The 17,360-nt window shown below is 72.0% G+C and carries 15 protein-coding genes and 1 tRNA gene; 14 read left to right on the plus strand and 2 right to left on the minus strand.

From position 1 onward, the window contains the following. Positions 1-87: 87 nt before the first annotated feature. Positions 88-1,494, minus strand: a complete 1,407-nt coding sequence (gene pdxR / locus ACW9TB_RS04715; RefSeq protein WP_472746675.1) for a MocR-like pyridoxine biosynthesis transcription factor PdxR — start codon at positions 1,492-1,494, stop codon at positions 88-90. A gap of 67 nt (positions 1,495-1,561) precedes the next feature. On the opposite strand from pdxR, the gene ACW9TB_RS04720 reads away from it, so the two are divergent. From ACW9TB_RS04720 to ACW9TB_RS04765, 10 genes are all read left to right on the plus strand, one after another. Next, positions 1,562-2,206 carry a pyridoxamine 5'-phosphate oxidase family protein gene (locus ACW9TB_RS04720; protein WP_472746676.1) on the plus strand — a complete coding sequence of 215 codons (645 nt, stop codon included), beginning with the start codon at positions 1,562-1,564 and terminating at the stop codon, positions 2,204-2,206. 65 nt (positions 2,207-2,271) lie between these two features. Then, complete coding sequence (locus ACW9TB_RS04725) at positions 2,272-4,155, plus strand: serine/threonine-protein kinase (RefSeq protein WP_472746677.1); 1,884 nt, start codon at positions 2,272-2,274, stop codon at positions 4,153-4,155. 127 nt (positions 4,156-4,282) lie between these two features. Further along, positions 4,283-6,007, plus strand: a complete 1,725-nt coding sequence (locus ACW9TB_RS04730; RefSeq protein WP_472746678.1) for a protein kinase domain-containing protein — start codon at positions 4,283-4,285, stop codon at positions 6,005-6,007. Positions 6,008-6,041: 34 nt separating this feature from the next. Beyond that, entirely contained in the window at positions 6,042-7,469 is a 1,428-nt protein-coding gene (locus ACW9TB_RS04735; protein WP_472746679.1) for a protein kinase family protein, read from the plus strand. Positions 7,470-7,524: 55 nt separating this feature from the next. Next, positions 7,525-8,694 carry a DUF2510 domain-containing protein gene (locus ACW9TB_RS04740; RefSeq protein ID WP_472746680.1) on the plus strand — a complete coding sequence of 390 codons (1,170 nt, stop codon included), beginning with the start codon at positions 7,525-7,527 and terminating at the stop codon, positions 8,692-8,694. 22 nt (positions 8,695-8,716) lie between these two features. Continuing rightward, complete coding sequence (orn, locus tag ACW9TB_RS04745; RefSeq protein WP_472746681.1) at positions 8,717-9,319, plus strand: oligoribonuclease; 603 nt, start codon at positions 8,717-8,719, stop codon at positions 9,317-9,319. A gap of 76 nt (positions 9,320-9,395) precedes the next feature. After that, positions 9,396-9,471, plus strand: a tRNA-His gene (locus ACW9TB_RS04750). 152 nt (positions 9,472-9,623) lie between these two features. Continuing rightward, positions 9,624-9,878, plus strand: a complete 255-nt coding sequence (locus ACW9TB_RS04755; protein WP_362687442.1) for a helix-turn-helix domain-containing protein — start codon at positions 9,624-9,626, stop codon at positions 9,876-9,878. A gap of 615 nt (positions 9,879-10,493) precedes the next feature. Next, the gene (locus ACW9TB_RS04760; RefSeq protein ID WP_472746682.1) at positions 10,494-11,402 is read left to right on the plus strand and encodes a carbohydrate ABC transporter permease; all 909 of its coding nucleotides are present in this window, start codon (positions 10,494-10,496) and stop codon (positions 11,400-11,402) included. Then, positions 11,399-12,238 carry a carbohydrate ABC transporter permease gene (locus ACW9TB_RS04765; RefSeq protein WP_472746683.1) on the plus strand — a complete coding sequence of 280 codons (840 nt, stop codon included), beginning with the start codon at positions 11,399-11,401 and terminating at the stop codon, positions 12,236-12,238. The genes ACW9TB_RS04760 and ACW9TB_RS04765 overlap by 4 nt, the downstream gene beginning before the upstream one ends. Here ACW9TB_RS04765 and ACW9TB_RS04770 read toward each other — a convergent pair. Further along, on the minus strand, positions 12,235-13,380 hold the full coding sequence (locus tag ACW9TB_RS04770) for a DNA-binding transcriptional regulator (RefSeq protein ID WP_472746684.1): 1,146 nt from the start codon (positions 13,378-13,380) through the stop codon (positions 12,235-12,237). The two genes, ACW9TB_RS04765 and ACW9TB_RS04770, sit on opposite strands and share 4 nt — an antisense overlap. Positions 13,381-13,459: 79 nt before the next feature. Between ACW9TB_RS04770 and ACW9TB_RS04775 the strand changes: the two genes are divergently transcribed. Genes ACW9TB_RS04775 through ACW9TB_RS04790 form a run of 4 tightly spaced genes read left to right on the plus strand, consistent with a single transcriptional unit; the run spans position 13,460 to position 17,355 of the window. Beyond that, the gene (locus ACW9TB_RS04775) at positions 13,460-14,566 is read left to right on the plus strand and encodes a Gfo/Idh/MocA family protein (protein WP_472746685.1); all 1,107 of its coding nucleotides are present in this window, start codon (positions 13,460-13,462) and stop codon (positions 14,564-14,566) included. Then, on the plus strand, positions 14,556-15,395 hold the full coding sequence (locus tag ACW9TB_RS04780; RefSeq protein ID WP_472746686.1) for a DUF6807 family protein: 840 nt from the start codon (positions 14,556-14,558) through the stop codon (positions 15,393-15,395). Before ACW9TB_RS04775 ends, ACW9TB_RS04780 begins: the two co-directional genes overlap by 11 nt. Then, positions 15,392-16,357 (plus strand): NAD(P)-dependent oxidoreductase, encoded by a 966-nt coding sequence (locus ACW9TB_RS04785; protein ID WP_472746687.1) that lies wholly within the window; start codon positions 15,392-15,394, stop codon positions 16,355-16,357. The genes ACW9TB_RS04780 and ACW9TB_RS04785 overlap by 4 nt, the downstream gene beginning before the upstream one ends. Beyond that, positions 16,354-17,355, plus strand: coding sequence for a Gfo/Idh/MocA family protein (locus ACW9TB_RS04790; protein WP_472746688.1), 1,002 nt, complete (start codon positions 16,354-16,356; stop codon positions 17,353-17,355). The genes ACW9TB_RS04785 and ACW9TB_RS04790 overlap by 4 nt, the downstream gene beginning before the upstream one ends. Positions 17,356-17,360 lie beyond the last annotated feature (5 nt).

Raw genomic sequence — 17,360 nt, forward strand, 5'->3', positions numbered from 1 at the left:
CTTCCGCGCCGTGGCGGACCCGGTGGCGGGAGGCCGGGGGCACGCGGTAGCCGTTCCCGCGACCCGCCCGGACGGGCCGCTCACCGGTCAGCCGATCAGCTCGGCGATCACCGAGACGCCCCGCCCGACGTCGGCCCGCGACGCGGAGCCGTAGCCGATCACCAGGCCGTGCCGCAGCCGGGGCCCGTGGTAGTGGCGGGCTGTCGAGTCGAGCAGCACGCCCCGGGCGCGGGCGGCCTCGACCAGGGGCGTGACCGCGTGCTCCGGCAGCTCCACCATGACGTGCAGGCCCGCGGTGTCGCCCATGACCCTGGAGCCGAGGATCTCGACGACCACGGCGCGGCGGCGCGCGTACTCCAGGCGCATCCGACGCAGGTGCCGGTCCAGGTCCCCCTTCTCCAGGAGCACCGCCACCGCCTGCTGGGCCGGGCCGCCCGTGCGGTCGGCCAGGGCGTCCCTGGTCACGGCGAGGGCTTCGACGAAACTCGGGCGCGCGACCAGCCAGCCGACGCCGATGTCGGGCGTCAGGACCTTGCTCAGGCTGCCCAGCAGCACCACCTGGTCGGGGTCGAGGCCGTGGAGGGCGGGCAGCGGGGCGACGTCGTAGCGGAACTCGGCGTCGTAGTCGTCCTCCACGACGATCGCGCCGGTGCGGCGGGCCCAGGCGAGGAGGCGTTCCCTGCGCGGGATGGGCAGGCGCCCGCCGAGGGGGTACTGGTGGGCGGGGGTGGTGTACAGGACGCGCAGGTCACCGGGGAGGCCGTCCACGACGACGCCGTCCTCGTCGACCGGGCAGGGCACGATCTCGGCGCCCCGCCCGGCGAAGACGTTCCTGGCGACGCGGTAGCCGGGCTCCTCGACCCCCGCCCGGTCACCGGGCCGCAGGAGGGTGGCGGCGACCAGGTCGAGCCCGTTGCCGGTGCCCCGGGTGACCATGACGTTCTCCGGCCCGACGGGGATCGCCCTGGTCCTGCGGAGGTGCTCGGCCAGCGCGGCGCGCAGCCTGGGCAGGCCGCGGGGATCGGGGTCGCTCACCGGCGGCAGGTCGGCCGCCCCCCGCCAGGCCCTGCGCCAGGCCGCCCTGTCGTAGTCGTGGACCCACGGCTTTCCCGGGCGCAGGTCGATCACGCCGGGCCCGTTCTCGTTCCCGTACCCGCTCCCGGCGACCGGCTCGGGAACGACGGGGAGCGAGGGAACGGGTTCCCGTGGCGTCCCCTCCCCCCCGGCGGGGGCCGCCATGTCGGCCACGTAGGTGCCCGAGCCGTGGCGTCCTTCGAGCCAGCCCTCCGCGTACAGCTGCTGGTAGGCCTCGGTGACGACGGTGCGGCTGACCGCGAGCTGGCGGGCGAGGGCGCGGGTGGAGGGCAGGCGCTCCCCTGAGGCGAGGGCGCCCGCGCGCATGGCGTCCCTGAGCCGGTCGCCGAGCTGGACGGCGAGCGCCGTACCGGCCTCGCGGTCCACCGATACGGGCAGGTCGACGGAGGGGCGCGACAAAGTGGTCTCCTGTAAGAGCATAAAAGTGGACGTGTTCTGGATATCCACTTCCTTCTAGGTTAGTGCCATGCTCTCTACGACTTCCCGTACCACCCTCAACCGCGCGAAGGACAGGGGCAGGACCTCCCGCGAGGACCTGTACGCGGTGCTGGACGCCGGGCTGGTCTGCCACCTGGGCGTCGTGGCCGGAGGATCGCCCATGGTCGTCCCCACCGGCTACGGCCGGATCGGCGACACCCTCTACCTGCACGGCTCCACCGGCTCCGCCTCCCTGCGCAACGCGGAGGAGGTCTGCGTCACGGTGACCCACGTGGACGGTGTCGTGCTGGCCCGCTCGTCCTTCCACCACTCGATCAACTACCGCTCCGCCATGGTCTACGGCCGTCCCCGGCGGGTGGAGGACGCCGAGGAGCGTTTGGCCGGGCTGCGGGCGATCACCGAGCAGCTCGCCCCCGGCCAGTGGGACGCCACCCGCAAGCCCACCGGCAAGGAGCTCGCCGCGACCATGGTGCTCGCCCTCTCCCTCTCCGAGGCGTCGGTGAAGGTGCGCCAGGGCCCGCCGATCGACGACGAGGAGGACTACGGGCTGCCGATCTGGGCCGGGGTCCTGCCGCTCCACCAGGTCTGGGGGACCCCCGAGCCCGACCCCGCGCTGACCGGGGACCCGGCCGTGCCGGAGCACATCGCGTCGCGAACCATGCCCGTTCGGTAAGCCTTCCCGGCAAACCCGCCCCACGCGCCACGCGTCTCCATGACGAGCGAACCATGGAGGCGGCCATGACGGCCATCGGCTGGACACCCCCCGGCTACACCGAGCTGCGCGAGCTCGGCGCGGGCGGCGGCGGGCGGGTGGTCCTCGCCCGCCACGACGAGTCGGGCACCCGGGTGGCGATCAAGTACCTGGCCGAGCGGCTCAGGGACGACCCGGGCTTCCTCGCCCGCTTCCGCGAGGAGGCCCGGCTCCTGGTGGAGCTGGCGGACGAGAACGTGGCCCGGCTGTACGAGTACGTCGAGACGCCCGGCGGGGCCGCCATCGTGATGGAGGCCGTCGACGGCGTCTCCCTGCGCGCGCTGCTGCGCGAGCACGGCCCGACGGGGCCGGAGGCGGCGCTGGCGGTGCTCAAGGGCTCGCTGGCGGGGCTGGCCACCGCCCACGGGGCCGGGCTGGTGCACCGCGACTACAAACCGGAGAACGTGCTCGTCCAGGCCACCGGCGCCAGCAAGCTGGTCGACTTCGGCATCGCCGTACGGGCCGGAGGGGGCGGCAGGGCCGCGGGCACCCCGCCCTACATGGCTCCCGAGCAGTGGGCGGGCGCCCCGGCCTCTCCCGCCTCCGACGTCTACGCCGCGACGGCGGTCTTCTTCGAGTGCCTGGCCGGGCGCCGCCCGTACCCCTCCGGTGAGCGGGTGGTGCTGATGCACCAGCACATGACCGCGCCGATCCCGGTGGGCGACGTGCCGGAGCCGGTCAGGTCCCTGGTCGCCAGGGGCATGGCGAAGAGGGCCGGTGACCGTCCGGCCACCGCCGGGGAGTTCCTGACGGAGCTGGAGGGCGCCGCGGTCGCGGGGTACGGGGAGGAGTGGGAGGAGCGCGGGCGGGCCGGGCTGGCCGCCCTGGCGGCGCTGCTCCCGTCGCTGTTCCCGCCCGGCGCCCCCGCCCCCGTGGCCGGGACCACGCTGTTCAGGACGACGCTGGGCACGCTGCGCTCGAAGGCCGCCGGGGTGGCGCTGGGTGCCGCGGGGGTGGTGCTGGTCGCGGGCGGCGCCGGGGTGTACGCCCTGACCTCGGGAGGGCCCGAGCGACCTCACAGGATCGACGTGGCCGCCGCGGCCCCGCCCACGCCTCCCTCGCCCGGCCCGCGGAGCCAGGTGCCGCCGCCCCTGCCCGCGCCCTCCTCCGCGACGTTCTCCCCTCCCGCGCCCGCCGGACCGGCCGCGTCCCCCGACCCCACCGCCGGGCAGGCCTCGCCGTCCGGGCGGAGCACTCCCTCCACGGGTCCCACCGCCGCCGAGACGTCCGGTGGGCCGACGCCCCGGCCGTCCGCCTCCCCGCCGACGCCTCCGCCGACGCCGACGACCGGTCCCTCCACCGCGCCGCCGGAGACGGGGGTGCGCCGGGTGGAGGTGCTGCGTGCCCGGGTCGGCGCGCGGGGCGCGGCCCGGGTCTCGGTCCTGGTCGACACCGCGAACGCCCGGCAGGTACGCCTGCGCGTGGTCTTCCGCGCGGGCCGGGCCGTACGGAGGACGGTCGTGCCGCTGTCGGGGGCGACGAGCTACTCGCCCACGGTCAGGTTCGGCTTCCCCCGGGTGGGGTGCGGATCCCCCTGGAGGGTGGTGGTGACCGGCCTCCCCTCGGGCCGTACGAGCGGCGCGAGCGGCAGGACCTCCCCGTGCGCCGGGCCGACACGCGCGCCGAGGCCGGTCCCTGAGGTGACCAGGACGGCCGCGCCCGCGCCGAGCCCCACACCGAGGCCCACGGCCACCCGCACCCCGCGTCCCGCGCCGAACCCCACGGCCACCCGCGATCCGCGCCCCCGGCCGGAGGCGACGGTCACCCGCGCCCCGAGGGCCACCGTGAAACCGTCGGCCACCCGCAACGTAAGCCCGAAAACCGGTATTTCGGTCATACCTCCACCACCGGGGGGATCGGCCCGCTTATAGCGGATAACCACTGATCAGCTCCACCCTTTGAGACTGATTCACGGTTAATGAGCGGAATGCGGCTATCTATGGTTAGGCTACGGTCCGTCTGTTATGGGTGGGGGCCCAGACAACTGAGGAGACCGTTATGTACGGCACGCCATCGGCCTGGCGAGTCCCCGGATACACCGAGATCCGCGAGTTGGGCTCCGGTGCGGCCGGGCGTGTGGTGATGGCTCGGCACGACGCCGACGACATCATGGTGGCGATCAAGTATCTGTCCGACGAGCTCAGGAGCGACGTCGGGTTCGTCGCGCGCTTCCGGCACGAGGCGCGGGTGCTCAACGCCCTGAGCAGCCCGCACTCCGTCCGGCTGTACGACTACGTCGAGAGCGGCGACGGCGCGGCCATCGTCATGGAGCTGGTCAACGGTGTCGCCCTGCGGGCGCTGCTGCGCTCGGAGGGGCCGACCGGTCCCGAGGCGGCGCTGCTCGTGCTCAAGGGCTCGCTCCTGGGACTGGCCGCCGCGCACTCGGCGGGCGTGGTGCACCGCGACTTCAAGCCAGAGAACGTGATGGTGGAGGCCGACGGGCGGAGCAAGCTCGTCGACTTCGGCATCGCGGTCCGCTCCGGCGACGGCGACACCCCGGCCGGTACGCCGCCCTACATGGCTCCCGAGCAGTGGGTGGGCGGACCCGCCGGGCCCGCCACCGACGTCTACGCCGCCACCGTCGTGTTCTTCGAGTGCCTGACCGGCACCCGCCCCTTCCGGGCCACGAACATCGCCGCGCTGGCCCGTCAGCACCAGGTCATGCCGCCGCCGGTCGAGGAGGTGCCCCCCGCCCTTCAGGGGCTGGTCGAGCGCGGCCTGGCCAAGCACCCCGCCGACCGGCCGCCGACCGCCAGCGCGTTCCTCACCGAGCTTGAGGCGGTGGCCGCCGACGCCTACGGCCCCGAGTGGCAGGAGCGCGGCCGGCGCCGCCTGGCCGGGATCGCCGGGCTGCTGGCCGCGATGTTCCCGATGGACGCGCCCGTCCCCGGAGCCGACACCTCGCTGGCCATGACCGAGCTCGGCGGCGACAGTGGCGGCGGCGTCGAGAGGACCTCCTCGGTCGGCAGGCTGAGCGTCAAGATCCTCGTCGGCGTCGGCTGCATCGCGGTGATCGGCGGGCTGACCGCGGTGCTGGTCGGCTCCGGTGACCCCACCGAGATCCAGTCGCAGAGCTCTGTCACCTCGCAGAGCCCGACCCCCTCGGAGCCGCTGGAGACGCTCGCCCCCGAGGACGAGACCGACGAGATCGACGAGCCGGTGGAGGAGACGCCGTCCGCGGGCACGCCCACCCCGACGCCGACCCCGAGCACCACCGCCACCTCGGGTCTTCCGCCCGTGGCGCCCACCGCGACGTCGGCGGCCGCGACACCCACCCCGTCGGCGAGGCCCACCAGAAGGCCCACCACCCGGCCGACGAGGCAGCAGACGCAGGCGCCGCCGTCCACGGCCCCCACCCCGGACGAGAACACCACCCTGGACGGCCCCCGCGACCCCGGCCGTCCCACGACCCGGCCGCCGTCGGCCACCCCGACCCGGCCGACGACCGCCCCGCCCCAGCCCACGACCCGCCCGACCCGGCCCACGACCCGGCCCACCGAGCCGACGGGGGAGCCGACCGTGACCTCGCCCCCGCCCTCCCCCACCGTCACGGATCCCTCGTCACCGGGCACCGACACGCCCAGCCTCACCTCCTCGCCCCTGCCGCCCCTGGAGACGGCTCCCGCGGCGTTCCTCGCGCTGGGCCTGGTGACGAGCGGCGCCGTACCCTTCACACTGGCCGTCAGGCGCGGCATGGCGGGACGGCACCGGAAACGCCGGTAGACAGGGGAACGATCGCGATCATGAACACCGACCCATGAGCACCGATCGCGGAGGCGTCGCCGGGTTCCGGCTGACCGGCCGTACCTGGGCGGACGACCTGGGGACCTGGTCGTCGGCCGTCGCGGCCGACGGGCGGCCGGGGAGCGCGCTCAGGTTCGATCCTCGGCTGGTCGCCGATCCCTCGGCGCGCGAGCGGCTGGTCGCGGCCGTGGTCGCCGACCGCAGGCTCGCGCAGAGCGGCGTGACCGGCCTGGTCCCGGTGGCCGACCTCATCACGGCCAGGGACGAGATCTGGCTGATCACCTCCGAACCGGCCGGGCCGACGGTGGGCGACCTGCTCTCGGCGGGCCGGCCCGGGGCACCCCGGCCCGACGCGGGCAGCGCGGCCACCGTCCTGGTGGAGACCGCGCAGGCGCTGCTGGCCCTGCACTCCTCCGGGCTCGCCCACGGGGAGCTCCACCCGGGCACGGTGGTGATCGCCCCGGACGGGTCGGCGCTGCTCGCGGAGCGGGGGCTGGCCGACGCCCTGCGAGGCCGCCCTCCCGCGCCGGAACGCGACGTGGCGGCCTGGGCGTCGCTCGCCCGGGGGCTCGCCGCGACCTGGGCGTCGGCCGACCGGGGGGCCGCGGAGCTGCTGGAGAGGGCGGCGGCGACGGCCTCCATCAGGGGGCTCGCTCCCGCGCGCGACGCGCTGCTCGCCGGGCGCGACGTCCTGCCGTCCGGGTTCACCACCCGCGACCGGCTCGTGGAGACCCTGCACCGGTGGCCCGCGCACGATTCGCCCGCCCCCGGCGGGCATCCGGCCCCCGTACGGTCCGCCCCCGACGCCCCCGACGAAGGGGAGATCGTCACCCTGCTGCACGTCCCGAGGAGCGGTGACCCGCGCGCCGCCGGGGACGACGGGAACGCCGGGAACGTGATCATGCGGTTCGGTCCCGGGGTGCCCTCGGAGACCACGGCCGCCCAGCTCTGGCGGGCCGGCCGGGACCAGCAGCGGACCGAGCCGCCCTCCGGCAGGCTCGGCGTCGGCGCGGTCCCCCTCGCGCGTCGCGGGCGCGGCCGTACGGTCCTCGCCTCGGTGATCCTCGCGCTGATGGTCGTGGGCGCGCTGGCGCTCTGGCTGTTCCGGGGTCCGGCGACGCCCCTGGAGGTGACCAAGGTGGACGTGAGCGCCCCGAAGCAGGCCCAGGGGTGCGACGCGACGGTCAGGATCACCGGGGTGCTGTCCACCAACGGCGCGGGCGGGGAGGTCCGCTACCAGTGGAAGCGGAGCGACCGCAAGAAGCCGATCACGCAGACCGACCTCGTCGAGTCCGGGACGGCCTCGCACGAGGTGAGCCTGGAGTGGACGGTCAAGGGCGAGGGAAGTTTCAAGGGGACCGCCACCCTGACGTTGCTCTCACCGGTCCCGGAGGGGGAGAAGCTCCAGGACAGAGCCACCTTCACCTATAAATGTTCATGAGTGATCACCAAGGTCCACAATGCGGCACAAAGCCGTTCTTACTACTCTGGCGGCCATGACCACGCAGACCCCTCCCGGCTGGTATCCCGATCCCTACGGCTCGCCGCTGCTGCGGTGGTGGGACGGCTCCCAGTGGACCGACGCCACCCATCAGACGGACGCCCCCGCCGGACAGGGCACGGCGCAGGGGCCGCAGACCGGCCCCTCCCCCCAGCCGCACCTCGCGGGCCCCGGCCCCCAGCGGACAGGACCGCACCCCACCGGGCTCGGCCCCCGGCAGATGGGGCCACCCCCCGTGCAGGAAGGGCCCCACGGGGCGGGTCCCACCGGCCAGTGGGGCCACCAGGCCGGGCCGGGACCGGCGGGCACGGGACAGACGCAGTGGGGCGGGCCGCCGAACGGCAACACGGCGCAGATGCCCCTCCCGCCGTACGACGGCTACCCGGCGGGGCCGCCGCCGCGCAAGGGCGGCGCTCTCCCGTGGGTCCTGGGCGGCGGAGGCGTGCTGATCCTGATCGTGGTGACCGTGATCGCCGCGATGTACCTGATCAACCCCGATCGTACGAACACCGCGGGCGAGTCCACCGTGCCGCGGACGCCGCCTCCCACGGCGAGCCCTGAGCCCAGCCAGGAGCCGACTCCGCAGACGACCCCCGCGCCCTCGGGGAGCGCGCCGCCCAAGGCGGTGGACGGGCGCGTCACGGACCCGGTGACCGGCCTGTCGTACGAGATGCCCGGCGGCGCCTGGGAGGTGCCCCCCGCCATCGGCGGCGGCAGCGGCGGGCTCGGGTTCGTCTGGACCAGCGCGGCCGTCGCCGTCGCCCAGGAGAACTTCAACGGCAGGGGCGACAAGTGGCTCGGCAACGTGCTGACCAGCGAGCTTCCCGACCAGTACGGCTACCAGGGCGTCGGCAGCATGCGTTCGGTCGCCGCGACGCTGCTGCAGGTCGTGGAGCCCGCCTTCTACAGCCCCCCGCACAGCCGGAAGATCGTCGAGGACAAGGCCGTCAAGGTCAGCGGCAAGGACGCCTGGCTGTTCGTCTTCGACCTGGACTTCTCCGAGCAGGCCGAGGCCAACGGCTGGAAGTGGAAGCGGGAGCGGGCCGCGTTCCTGATCGTCGACCGTGGCGAGAACGTCCGTCCGGCGCTGGCCTACATCTCCGTACCGGACAATCTAGACATATCTGTAGCAGACAAGGTGATCAAGTCATTCAAGCTCTCATGAAGTGAGTACTACCCTGAGGGCTATGAGTGACCTGCTGGTCTGGATCGACTGTGAGATGACCGGGCTCGACCTTGGCCGTGACGCGCTTGTCGAGGTGGCCTGCGTGGTCACCGACGGCGAGCTGAATCAGCTTGACGAGGGTGTGGACGTGGTCATCAAGCCCCCGCCCGAGTCCCTTGAGCAGATGTCGGAGGTGGTGCGGGAGATGCACACCGCCTCCGGCCTGCTGGACGCGCTGGAGGGCGGTGTCACGCTGGCCGAGGCCGAGTCCATGGTGCTCGAATACATCAGGAGCCACATCCGGGAGCCGAAGAAGGCCCCGCTGTGCGGCAACTCCATCTCCACGGACCGGTCGTTCCTCTCCCGCGACATGCCCGCCGTGGACGGTTTCCTGCACTACCGGATGATCGACGTCTCCTCGGTGAAGGAGCTGGCCCGCCGCTGGTATCCCCGGGTCTACTTCGCCTCACCCGAGAAGCAGGGCGGCCACCGGGCGCTGGCCGACATCGTCGAGAGCATCAGGGAGCTGCGCTACTACCGCGCGGCGGTCTTCGTGTCCCAGCCGGGCCCCGACTCCGCCACCGCCAGGGAGCTGGCCGAGGGCGTGTCCACCCGCAGGTCTTGAGCGTTTCACGAGAAACCCGGTACGAAACGACTCCCAAAGACCGCTACACTTTTCATGTGCTGCTGCGGCGGCGATGGTGGGTGTAGCTCAGTTGGCAGAGCGCTAGGTTGTGGTCCTAGATGCCGGGGGTTCAAGTCCCCTCACTCACCCCATGAGAACGGCCGGTCCCCAGGGACCGGCCGTTCTGCATTTCTAGCCCCACTACCCACCAAAAGTGGATATTGCGGGTTATGCTCGCTGCTATCGCTACGCCGTGAGGATCGGGGGTTCGGCGACCTGACCGTGTTGCAGCCACGGAGGCCGGATGAGAGTCGACGATGCCCCGTTCGACGCAGAGCCCAGAGTCGTGACGGGTCTGAGCAGGCGTGAGACCGAGGTCATGGAACTGATCGCGACGGGTCGCTCCAACGGGCAGATCGCCCAGCACCTGTTCCTGAGCGAGAAGACCGTGAAGAACCACGTGAACCGGATATACGCCAAGCTCGGCGTCGACTCGCGGGTCACCGCGATCGACCTGTGGCTGGAACGGGCCGCGCGCGAGGAACCCCAGCCCCACTAGGGCCCCGTACGGGTTTCCGATCTTCAGGGGGTTGAAGGCCCCGGATCCGCCCGACGGCTCCGCACGTGGCCGTCGAGGGCCTCGCCGAAGCGGAAACCCGGCTTGATCTGGTTGATACGGCGATCCGGCTGACGCGACGATCCAGCCGGGACGGGCTGTCACGCGTCCACGCGGTCACACAGCCACGCGTCCACGCCGAGCTGTGCCCCCCGCCCACCTGCGGCGATCCAGCCGACCCTTCGGCGGGCCATGCGTGTAAGAAATCGAAGGATCCCAGCGGGATTCTGCATGGTCCTGCGGGTGCGGGCTTCGTACGTTGCTCCAACAAAGGACACGCGGTTGATACGGCACCGTAACGCTTTGCGTGTCCTTCCCGTATCCAACGGGAGCAAAGGTACATATGACGCAATATGGCAGAAATGCCGCAGAACGCAGAAGAAGGGAGCCGGCGATGATCTATCGGTCCCCCGGAAGAACACGGCCGGCCACAGCGCCCGGGACCGCCGTGGAACCGGCCGGCCGCCCCGAGGCGTCCGGCACGGGCGTCGGCGAGGGGTTCGCCAGGACGGCGTCACCGGTGTCACCGGCGTTCGAGACCGGTGCGGGGGGTCGGGGGTGACCGCGGCGACCCTCCTGGACGAGGGCCGCAGCCGACGGCGCAGGCGGAGGCTGGTGGCCATCGCCTTCGCCTTCCCGGCGCTCGCGATCAACCTGCTGGTCATCGCCGGTCCGGCGGTGAGCAGCCTCTACTACGCCTGGACCGACTGGAACGGCTTCTCCGCCCCCAACTTCACCGGCCTGGACAACGCCAGGCGGCTGGTCGAGGACCCGACCTTCTGGAACGCCCTCGGCCACAACCTCATCTGGCTGGTGCTGTTCCTGACCGTGCCGATGGCGATGGGCCTGCTCGGGGCGTTCATGCTGTCGCGCGTCCGCCGTGGCGCCTCCCTGTTCCGGGTGGTCTTCTTCATCCCGTACGTGATCGCCAGCGTCGTCAACGCGCAGATCTGGAAGAGCCTGCTCGACCCGGCCACCGGGATCGCCGCGCAGCTCGACAAGATGGGCATCACCTGGCTCAACGACGTCTACTTCTTCGGCGACTCGAACCTGTCGCTCTACAGCGTCGCGTTCGTCGACAACTGGCACTTCTGGGGCTTCCTGGTGGTGCTGTTCCTCGCCGCCATGCAGAGTGTCGACCCGTCGTTGTTCGAGGCGGCCCGGATCGACGGGGCCGGGCCGTTCCGCGAGTTCTGGCACGTCACGCTGCCCGGCATCCGGGCGACCCTGATGTTCGCCATCATGATCATCTCGCTCGGCTCGCTGCTGGCCTTCGACTACTCCTTCGCGCTCACCGCCGGTGGCCCCGCCGGATCCAGTGACCTGGTGTCGCTGCTGGTCAACCGGACCGCCTTCACCGCGCTCGAACCCGGCTACGCCTCGTTCATGGCGCTGGTGATCTCGCTGCTCGGCGGCGTCCTCCTGGTGATCTTCCACTTCATCCGCAGAAACGAGGACTCGCGGTGACCTCCAGGACGTCGGGCGGGGTCCGGCGGACCCCCATCTCCTACTTCGTGCTGACCCTGCTGGCGCTGTTCGCCGGGCTGCCCCTGCTGATCCTGGTGTTCAACTCGTTCAAGTCGGACCTGGAACTCGGCCTGAACCCGCTGGGCCTGCCCTCGGGCCTGGAGTTCGGCAACTACGTCGAGGCCTGGACGCGGGGCAGTATCGGCCGGGGCATGTGGAACAGCGTCGTCCTGGTGGGCGGCACCGTGATCGGCACCTGCGTGTGCGCGGGCGCCTGCGCCTACTCGATGGCGCGGCTCGACCTGCCGTTCAAGCGGGGTGTGGAGAACTACCTGTTCGTGGTGATCTCGCTGCCGGTGCAGATGTTCATCGTGCCGCTGTTCTTCCTCTGGTCGAACCTGGCCCTGATCGACAGCCTGTTCGGCCTGATCATCATCTACGTGGCGCTGAACACGCCGTTCTCGGTGCTGCTGTTGCGCACGTTCCTGGTCGGCATCCCGAGGGAGCTCGACGAGGCGGCCAGGATCGACGGCGCCAACGAGTGGCAGATCGCCTGGCGCGTCATCCTGCCCCTGGCCAGGCCGGGGCTGCTGACCGTGGGACTGGTGGCGGGCCTGGGGGCGTACTCGGAGCTGCTCTTCGCGGTCATCTTCGTGACCACGCCGGAGAAGCTGCCGATGGCCACCGCGCTGCTGCAGTACAGCCAGGGGCACACCCAGCTCTTCGGGCTGGTCAACGCGGCGGCGGTCATCATGACGCTGCCCGCCGTGCTGCTGTTCCTTTTCATGCAGCGCAAGTTCATCGCGGGCCTGGCCAGCGGTGGGGTGAAGGGCTAACGCGAGTGGTGCGCCCGGCGGTACTCGCCCGGCGACTTGCCGGTGAACTTCTTGAAGGCCACGCCCATGTACTCGGAGTGGCTGAAGTTCATCCGCCCGGCGAGCTGCGGCAGCGACCAGTCGGTCTGGATCAGCAGGTCGGCGAGGCGCTCCATGCGGACCCGGGTGATCTCCTCGTGGACGGTACGGCCCAGCACCCGCGTGAACCGGTAGTCGAGCGAGCGCCGCGAGAGTCCCACGTGGCGCTGCACGGCCTCCACCGCCAGGCAGTCGTCGACGCGGTCGCGGATGAGCTGGAGCGCGCTGGCCACGATCGGGTCGTCGACGGCCAGGATGTCGCTCGACTGCCGGGTGACCACCCTGAGCGGCTCGATCAGGTGCAGCCTCGGCGCGAGGGCCTGGCCGGACATCATCTGGTCGAGCAGCGAGGCGGCCAGGAAACCGGTGTGGGTGGTGTCGGGCTGGATGCTCGACAGCGGCGGCGTGGTCAGGTTGCAGATCAGCTCGTCGTTGTCGACGCCCAGCACGGCGACGGTGTCCGGCACCGCCAGACCGGCGATCTTGCAGGCTTCCAGGATCTCCTGCCCGGCGATGTCGTAGCAGGCCAGCACGCCCACCGGTTTGGGCAGCCCGAGCAGCCATCCGGCCATCGCCTCGCGTTCCGCGGCCAGGTGGCGGGTGTGCTCCATCTGGAACTCGGACGCGGCCAGGTCGTGCCGGGCGGCGTGCGCGGCGAACCCGGTGCCGCGTTTCACCGACCAGCCGAACCGGGCGTCGCCGCAGTAGGCGACGTTCCGCAGGCCCCGTACGGCGAAGTGCTCGACGGCGAGCCGGGCGATCACGTCGTCGTCGGTCTCCACGCAGGACAGCTCGGGCGCCAGGTAGGCGGCGCTCAGGTCGATGGCGGGCACCCCGAGGCGGCGCACCTGGCGGGCGGTCTCGGCGTTCTCGATGCGGGCGATCACCCCGTCGCCCTGCCAGCCGTCGAGCCACGACAGGTCGGTCTCCTGGCGGCTGTGCTCGCCCAGGTAGATCGACCATCCGGGGTGGGTGACGAGGTACTTCTTGATGCCCACCAGCAGGCCCCTGGCGTACGCGTTGGAGGTCTCGACGAGCAGGGCGACGTGTCGGGTTTCCGCCATTTTCACAATGTACTAAATCGAAGGAAGGCTGCGAGAAATTGCATGGTCCCAGTTCAGCGTCGTTCGTACCTTTGACGCCATGACAGAGAAGGTACGGGTCGCCATCGCGGGCCTCGGGTTCGGCGCCGAGTTCATCCCGATCTACCAGGCGCATCCGAACGCCGAGCTGGTCGCCGTGTGCCAGCGGTCGGAGGGCCCCCTCAACGAGATCGCCGACCGGTTCGGCATCGAGGGCCGGTACACCGACTACGACGCCATGCTGGAGGACCCGGGCATCGACGCGGTGCACATCAACACCCCGATCGGCGCCCACGCCGACCAGTCGGTGGCCGCGCTGAACGCGGGCAAGCACGTCGCGTGCACGGTGCCCATGGCGGTCTCGGTGGAGGACTGCGCCCGGGTGGTCGCCGCCCAGGAGGCGTCGGGCAGGGCGTACATGATGATGGAGACCGCCGTCTACACGCGGGAGTTCCTCTACGCGAAGGAGCTGCTGGACAGCGGTGCGCTGGGCCGCATCCAGTTCCTGCGCGGCGCCCACATGCAGGAGATGGCGGGCTGGCCGGACTACTGGCGGAGCATGGCGCCGATGCACTACGCCACCCACGCGGTGGCGCCGTTGCTGGCGCTGGCCGGGGCGCGGGCGGCCTCGGTGCGCTGCGTGGGATCGGGGCTGGTCGGCGGTCGCGATCCCGGGTCCGGCCTGCACTTCGCCGTGGAGAGCGCGGTGTTCTCGCTGCGCGACTCCGACCTGGCGATGGAGGTCACGCGGTCCCTGTACGACGTCGCCCGCGAGTACGTGGAGAGCTTCGACGTGTACGGCTCCCTGCGGAGCTACGAGTGGCAGCAGCTCGAACGGGAGCACCCCGTGGTCTTCACCGGTGAGGACGGCGAGCGGAGCGAGGTCCCCGACTTCGCCCGCCTGCTCCCCGAGGAGATCCGCCACTTCACCACCAAGGGCGTCTACGACGCCGACGGCAACCAGCACCTGTCCTTCACCCAGGGCGGCGGCCACGGCGGCTCCCACCCCCACCTGGCGCACGAGTTCCTGATGGCCGTCATCGAGAACCGCCGCCCCTTCCCCGACGTGTACGCCTCCGCCAACTGGACCAGCGCCGGAATCCGCGCCCACCAGTCGGCCCTGGAAGGCGTCGAACTCGACATCCCGGTGTACGGCAATGACCACTGAACTCACCGTCCTCGCGGACGCCGGATGGGCCGGTGTCTTCCACAAGGGGTCCCGGACCCCGATCGTGGTGCAGAACGCCACCCCCGGCAGGCGTCCCTTCGTCCACCCGATCGTGGTGCCCGGCGGCACCGCGGCGATCACCGAGGACGCGCCCGGCCACCACCCGTGGCAGCACGGCCTCTACGTCGGCCTCAACGACGTCAACGGCGTCGGCTTCTGGCTGGAGGGCCTGCGCCCCGCCCACGCCGCCACCGACGGCACCTTCCACCCCCGCCTCCAGGGCACCCCCGGGGCCCGGGACAACAGGGCGTGGTGGTCGGTCGGCACCGACTACCGCCACCCCGACGGCTCCCCGCTCATGCGGGAGACCCAGGACTGGCTGCTCACCGACCACGGCGACCGCTACGACCTGGACGTCGTGCTCACCTTCCAGGCGGAGGTCCCGCTGACGTTCGGGCAGTACCCGTACGGCGGGCTGTTCCTGCGCATGCCGTATCGCGAGGAGACCGGCGGCCACGCGGTCAACAGCGAGGGGCAGCGGGACATGGCGGCCGAGGGGCGGCGGGCCCGCTGGGTGGCGGTGAGCATGGCGGTGCCCGGCCACACCGGCGAGGTACAGGTCGCGGTGATGGACCACCCCGGCAACCTCGAACACCCCGTGCCCTGGCGGGTCGACAACGAGTTCGGCGTCGCGCCCAGCGCCTGCGTCGCCGGGCCGTGGACGCTCGGCGAGGGCGAGAGCCGGGCCTTCCGGCACCGGGTCGCGGTGTTCGCCGAACCCGCCGGCACCGAGACCATCGACGAGATCTGGACGTCGTTCACCACATGAGGACCACGATGAAGACGACGATCGCCGCCACCCCGGAGTTCGAGTGGCACTGGCCCTTCACGGCCGACCACCTGCTCGGCCTGCTGCCCGGGGCCACCCTGACCCGCCAGGCCACCCTGGAGGACCTCCCCCCGGACACCGAGCGGCTGATCTCCCTGGGCGCGCTCCCCACCGCGGAGGACCTCGACCGGTTCCCGGCGCTGGCCGAGATGTACGCCAGCTCCGGCTACCGGGCCCCGGAGGAGACGGACGAGCTGCTGAGGTCGCGGGGCATCCGGCAGCTCAAACTGCCGTCGGAGGGCTACTGGGGCCAGTCGGTCTCCGAGTTCGCCCTCGGCCTGACGATCGGCGCGCTGCGGCGCATCCCGCAGACGCACCACGAGATCGTCCAGAGCCTCGACCCGTGGAACTACTCCTACGGCCAGTACTCCGACAACCCCGGCTTCACCGCGGGCACCGTGGAGGGCACCCGGGTGCGGATCGTCGGCGCGGGCAACATCGCCAGCCGTTACGCCTCCTTCACCCACATGCTGGGCGCGGACGTCGCCGCCTGGGACCCGTTCGCCGCCGAGCCGTCCTTCCACCGGTCGGGCGCGCGCCGGGTCCACCACCTGGAGAACCTGCTCGCCGACGCGGAGATCTTCGCGCCGATGGTGCCGCTGCTGCCGGGCACCGAGGGGCTGGTCACCGCCGAGCACATCCGGGCCCTGCCCAAGGGCTGCCTGGTCGTGCTGGTGACCCGGGCGGCCGTCGTCGACATGCCGGAACTGCGCCGGAGGGTGCTCGCCGACGAGCTCGCCCTGGCCGCCGACGTGTTCGACGTCGAACCGGTGCCGCTGGACGACCCGCTCCTCGGACGGCACAACGTCGTGCACACCCCGCACAACGCGGGCCGCACCCGCGAGTCCAACCTCCGTCTCGCCGAGGCGCTGGCCGCGCTGTTCCCGGAGTCAGGGCGATGATCAAGGTCGCGGTGGCGGGACTGGGGTTCGGACGACAGTTCGTCCCGATCTACCGCGACCATCCCCTGGTGTCGTCCGTGGTGACGGCCGACCCGACCGAGGGTTCTTCGCTGGACGACGTGCTGGCCGACCCCACGGTCGACGCGGTGCACGTCGTCACCGGGCTGACCGACCGGGCCGACCACGTCGTGGCCGCCCTGGAGGCGGGCAAGCACGTGGCGAGCACGGTGCCGATGGCCCTGTCCTTCGAGGACCTCTCCCGCGTCGTCGAGGCTCGGGAACGGTCCGGGACGACGTACATGATGATGGAGACCGCGGTCTACACGCGGGCCTGCCTGTACGCCGCGGGCCTCGCCTTCGGGAAGATCAACCTCGCCCGGGGGGTGCACACCCAGGACATGACCGGCTGGCCCGGCTACTGGCGCGGCCTGCCGCCCATGCACTACGCCACCCACGCGATCGCGCCGATCCTGCACCTGCTCGACGCCCCCGCCCTGGAGGTCGCCGCCCTCGGGGGTGGCCTGCTCGAACCGGAGAACCGGGGCGGCTACGACAACGAGTTCGCCGTCGAGTCGGCGCTGGTCCGGGTGGCGGGCGGGGACACCGTCGTCGAGCTGACCCGCTCGCTCTACCAGGTGGCCCGCCCCTACGCCGAGACCTTCTCCGTCTACGGTGACCGGCTCGGTTTCGAATGGGACCGCGACATGGTCCTCCACACACTCCGGCCTCCGACGGAGGCCAGGGGCCGTCAGGTCACGACCGAACCGGTGATCCCGCCGGACCGGCCCGACCTGCTGCCCGAGGAGATCCGCAGGTACACGAGCGGCGGCCACGACGGTTCGCATCCGCATCTCGTGCACGAATTCGTGTCCGCCGTCGTCGAGGGCCGCCCGCCCGTGATCGACCATATCCGGGCCGCGAACTGGACGGCGGTCGGCATCGCCGCCCACGCCTCGGCCCAACGCGGCGGCGTGCCCGTCGCGGTCCCTCCCTTCTGACCGGC

Source organism: Streptosporangium sp. H13245 (assembly GCF_055690525.1).

What these genes read in the sequence shown, in the direction of transcription:
- ACW9TB_RS04720 (WP_472746676.1), top strand. Translation starts at nt 1,562, where the DNA reads ATGCTCTCTACGACTTCCCGTACCACCCTCAACCGCGCGAAGGACAGG.
- ACW9TB_RS04725 (WP_472746677.1), top strand. Translation starts at nt 2,272, where the DNA reads ATGACGGCCATCGGCTGGACACCCCCCGGCTACACCGAGCTGCGCGAG.
- ACW9TB_RS04730 (WP_472746678.1), top strand. Translation starts at nt 4,283, where the DNA reads ATGTACGGCACGCCATCGGCCTGGCGAGTCCCCGGATACACCGAGATC.
- ACW9TB_RS04735 (WP_472746679.1), top strand. Translation starts at nt 6,042, where the DNA reads ATGAGCACCGATCGCGGAGGCGTCGCCGGGTTCCGGCTGACCGGCCGT.
- ACW9TB_RS04740 (WP_472746680.1), top strand. Translation starts at nt 7,525, where the DNA reads ATGACCACGCAGACCCCTCCCGGCTGGTATCCCGATCCCTACGGCTCG.
- orn (WP_472746681.1), top strand. Translation starts at nt 8,717, where the DNA reads ATGAGTGACCTGCTGGTCTGGATCGACTGTGAGATGACCGGGCTCGAC.
- ACW9TB_RS04755 (WP_362687442.1), top strand. Translation starts at nt 9,624, where the DNA reads ATGAGAGTCGACGATGCCCCGTTCGACGCAGAGCCCAGAGTCGTGACG.
- ACW9TB_RS04770 (WP_472746684.1), bottom strand. Translation starts at nt 13,380, where the DNA reads ATGGCGGAAACCCGACACGTCGCCCTGCTCGTCGAGACCTCCAACGCG.
- ACW9TB_RS04775 (WP_472746685.1), top strand. Translation starts at nt 13,460, where the DNA reads ATGACAGAGAAGGTACGGGTCGCCATCGCGGGCCTCGGGTTCGGCGCC.
- ACW9TB_RS04780 (WP_472746686.1), top strand. Translation starts at nt 14,556, where the DNA reads ATGACCACTGAACTCACCGTCCTCGCGGACGCCGGATGGGCCGGTGTC.
- ACW9TB_RS04785 (WP_472746687.1), top strand. Translation starts at nt 15,392, where the DNA reads ATGAGGACCACGATGAAGACGACGATCGCCGCCACCCCGGAGTTCGAG.
- ACW9TB_RS04790 (WP_472746688.1), top strand. Translation starts at nt 16,354, where the DNA reads ATGATCAAGGTCGCGGTGGCGGGACTGGGGTTCGGACGACAGTTCGTC.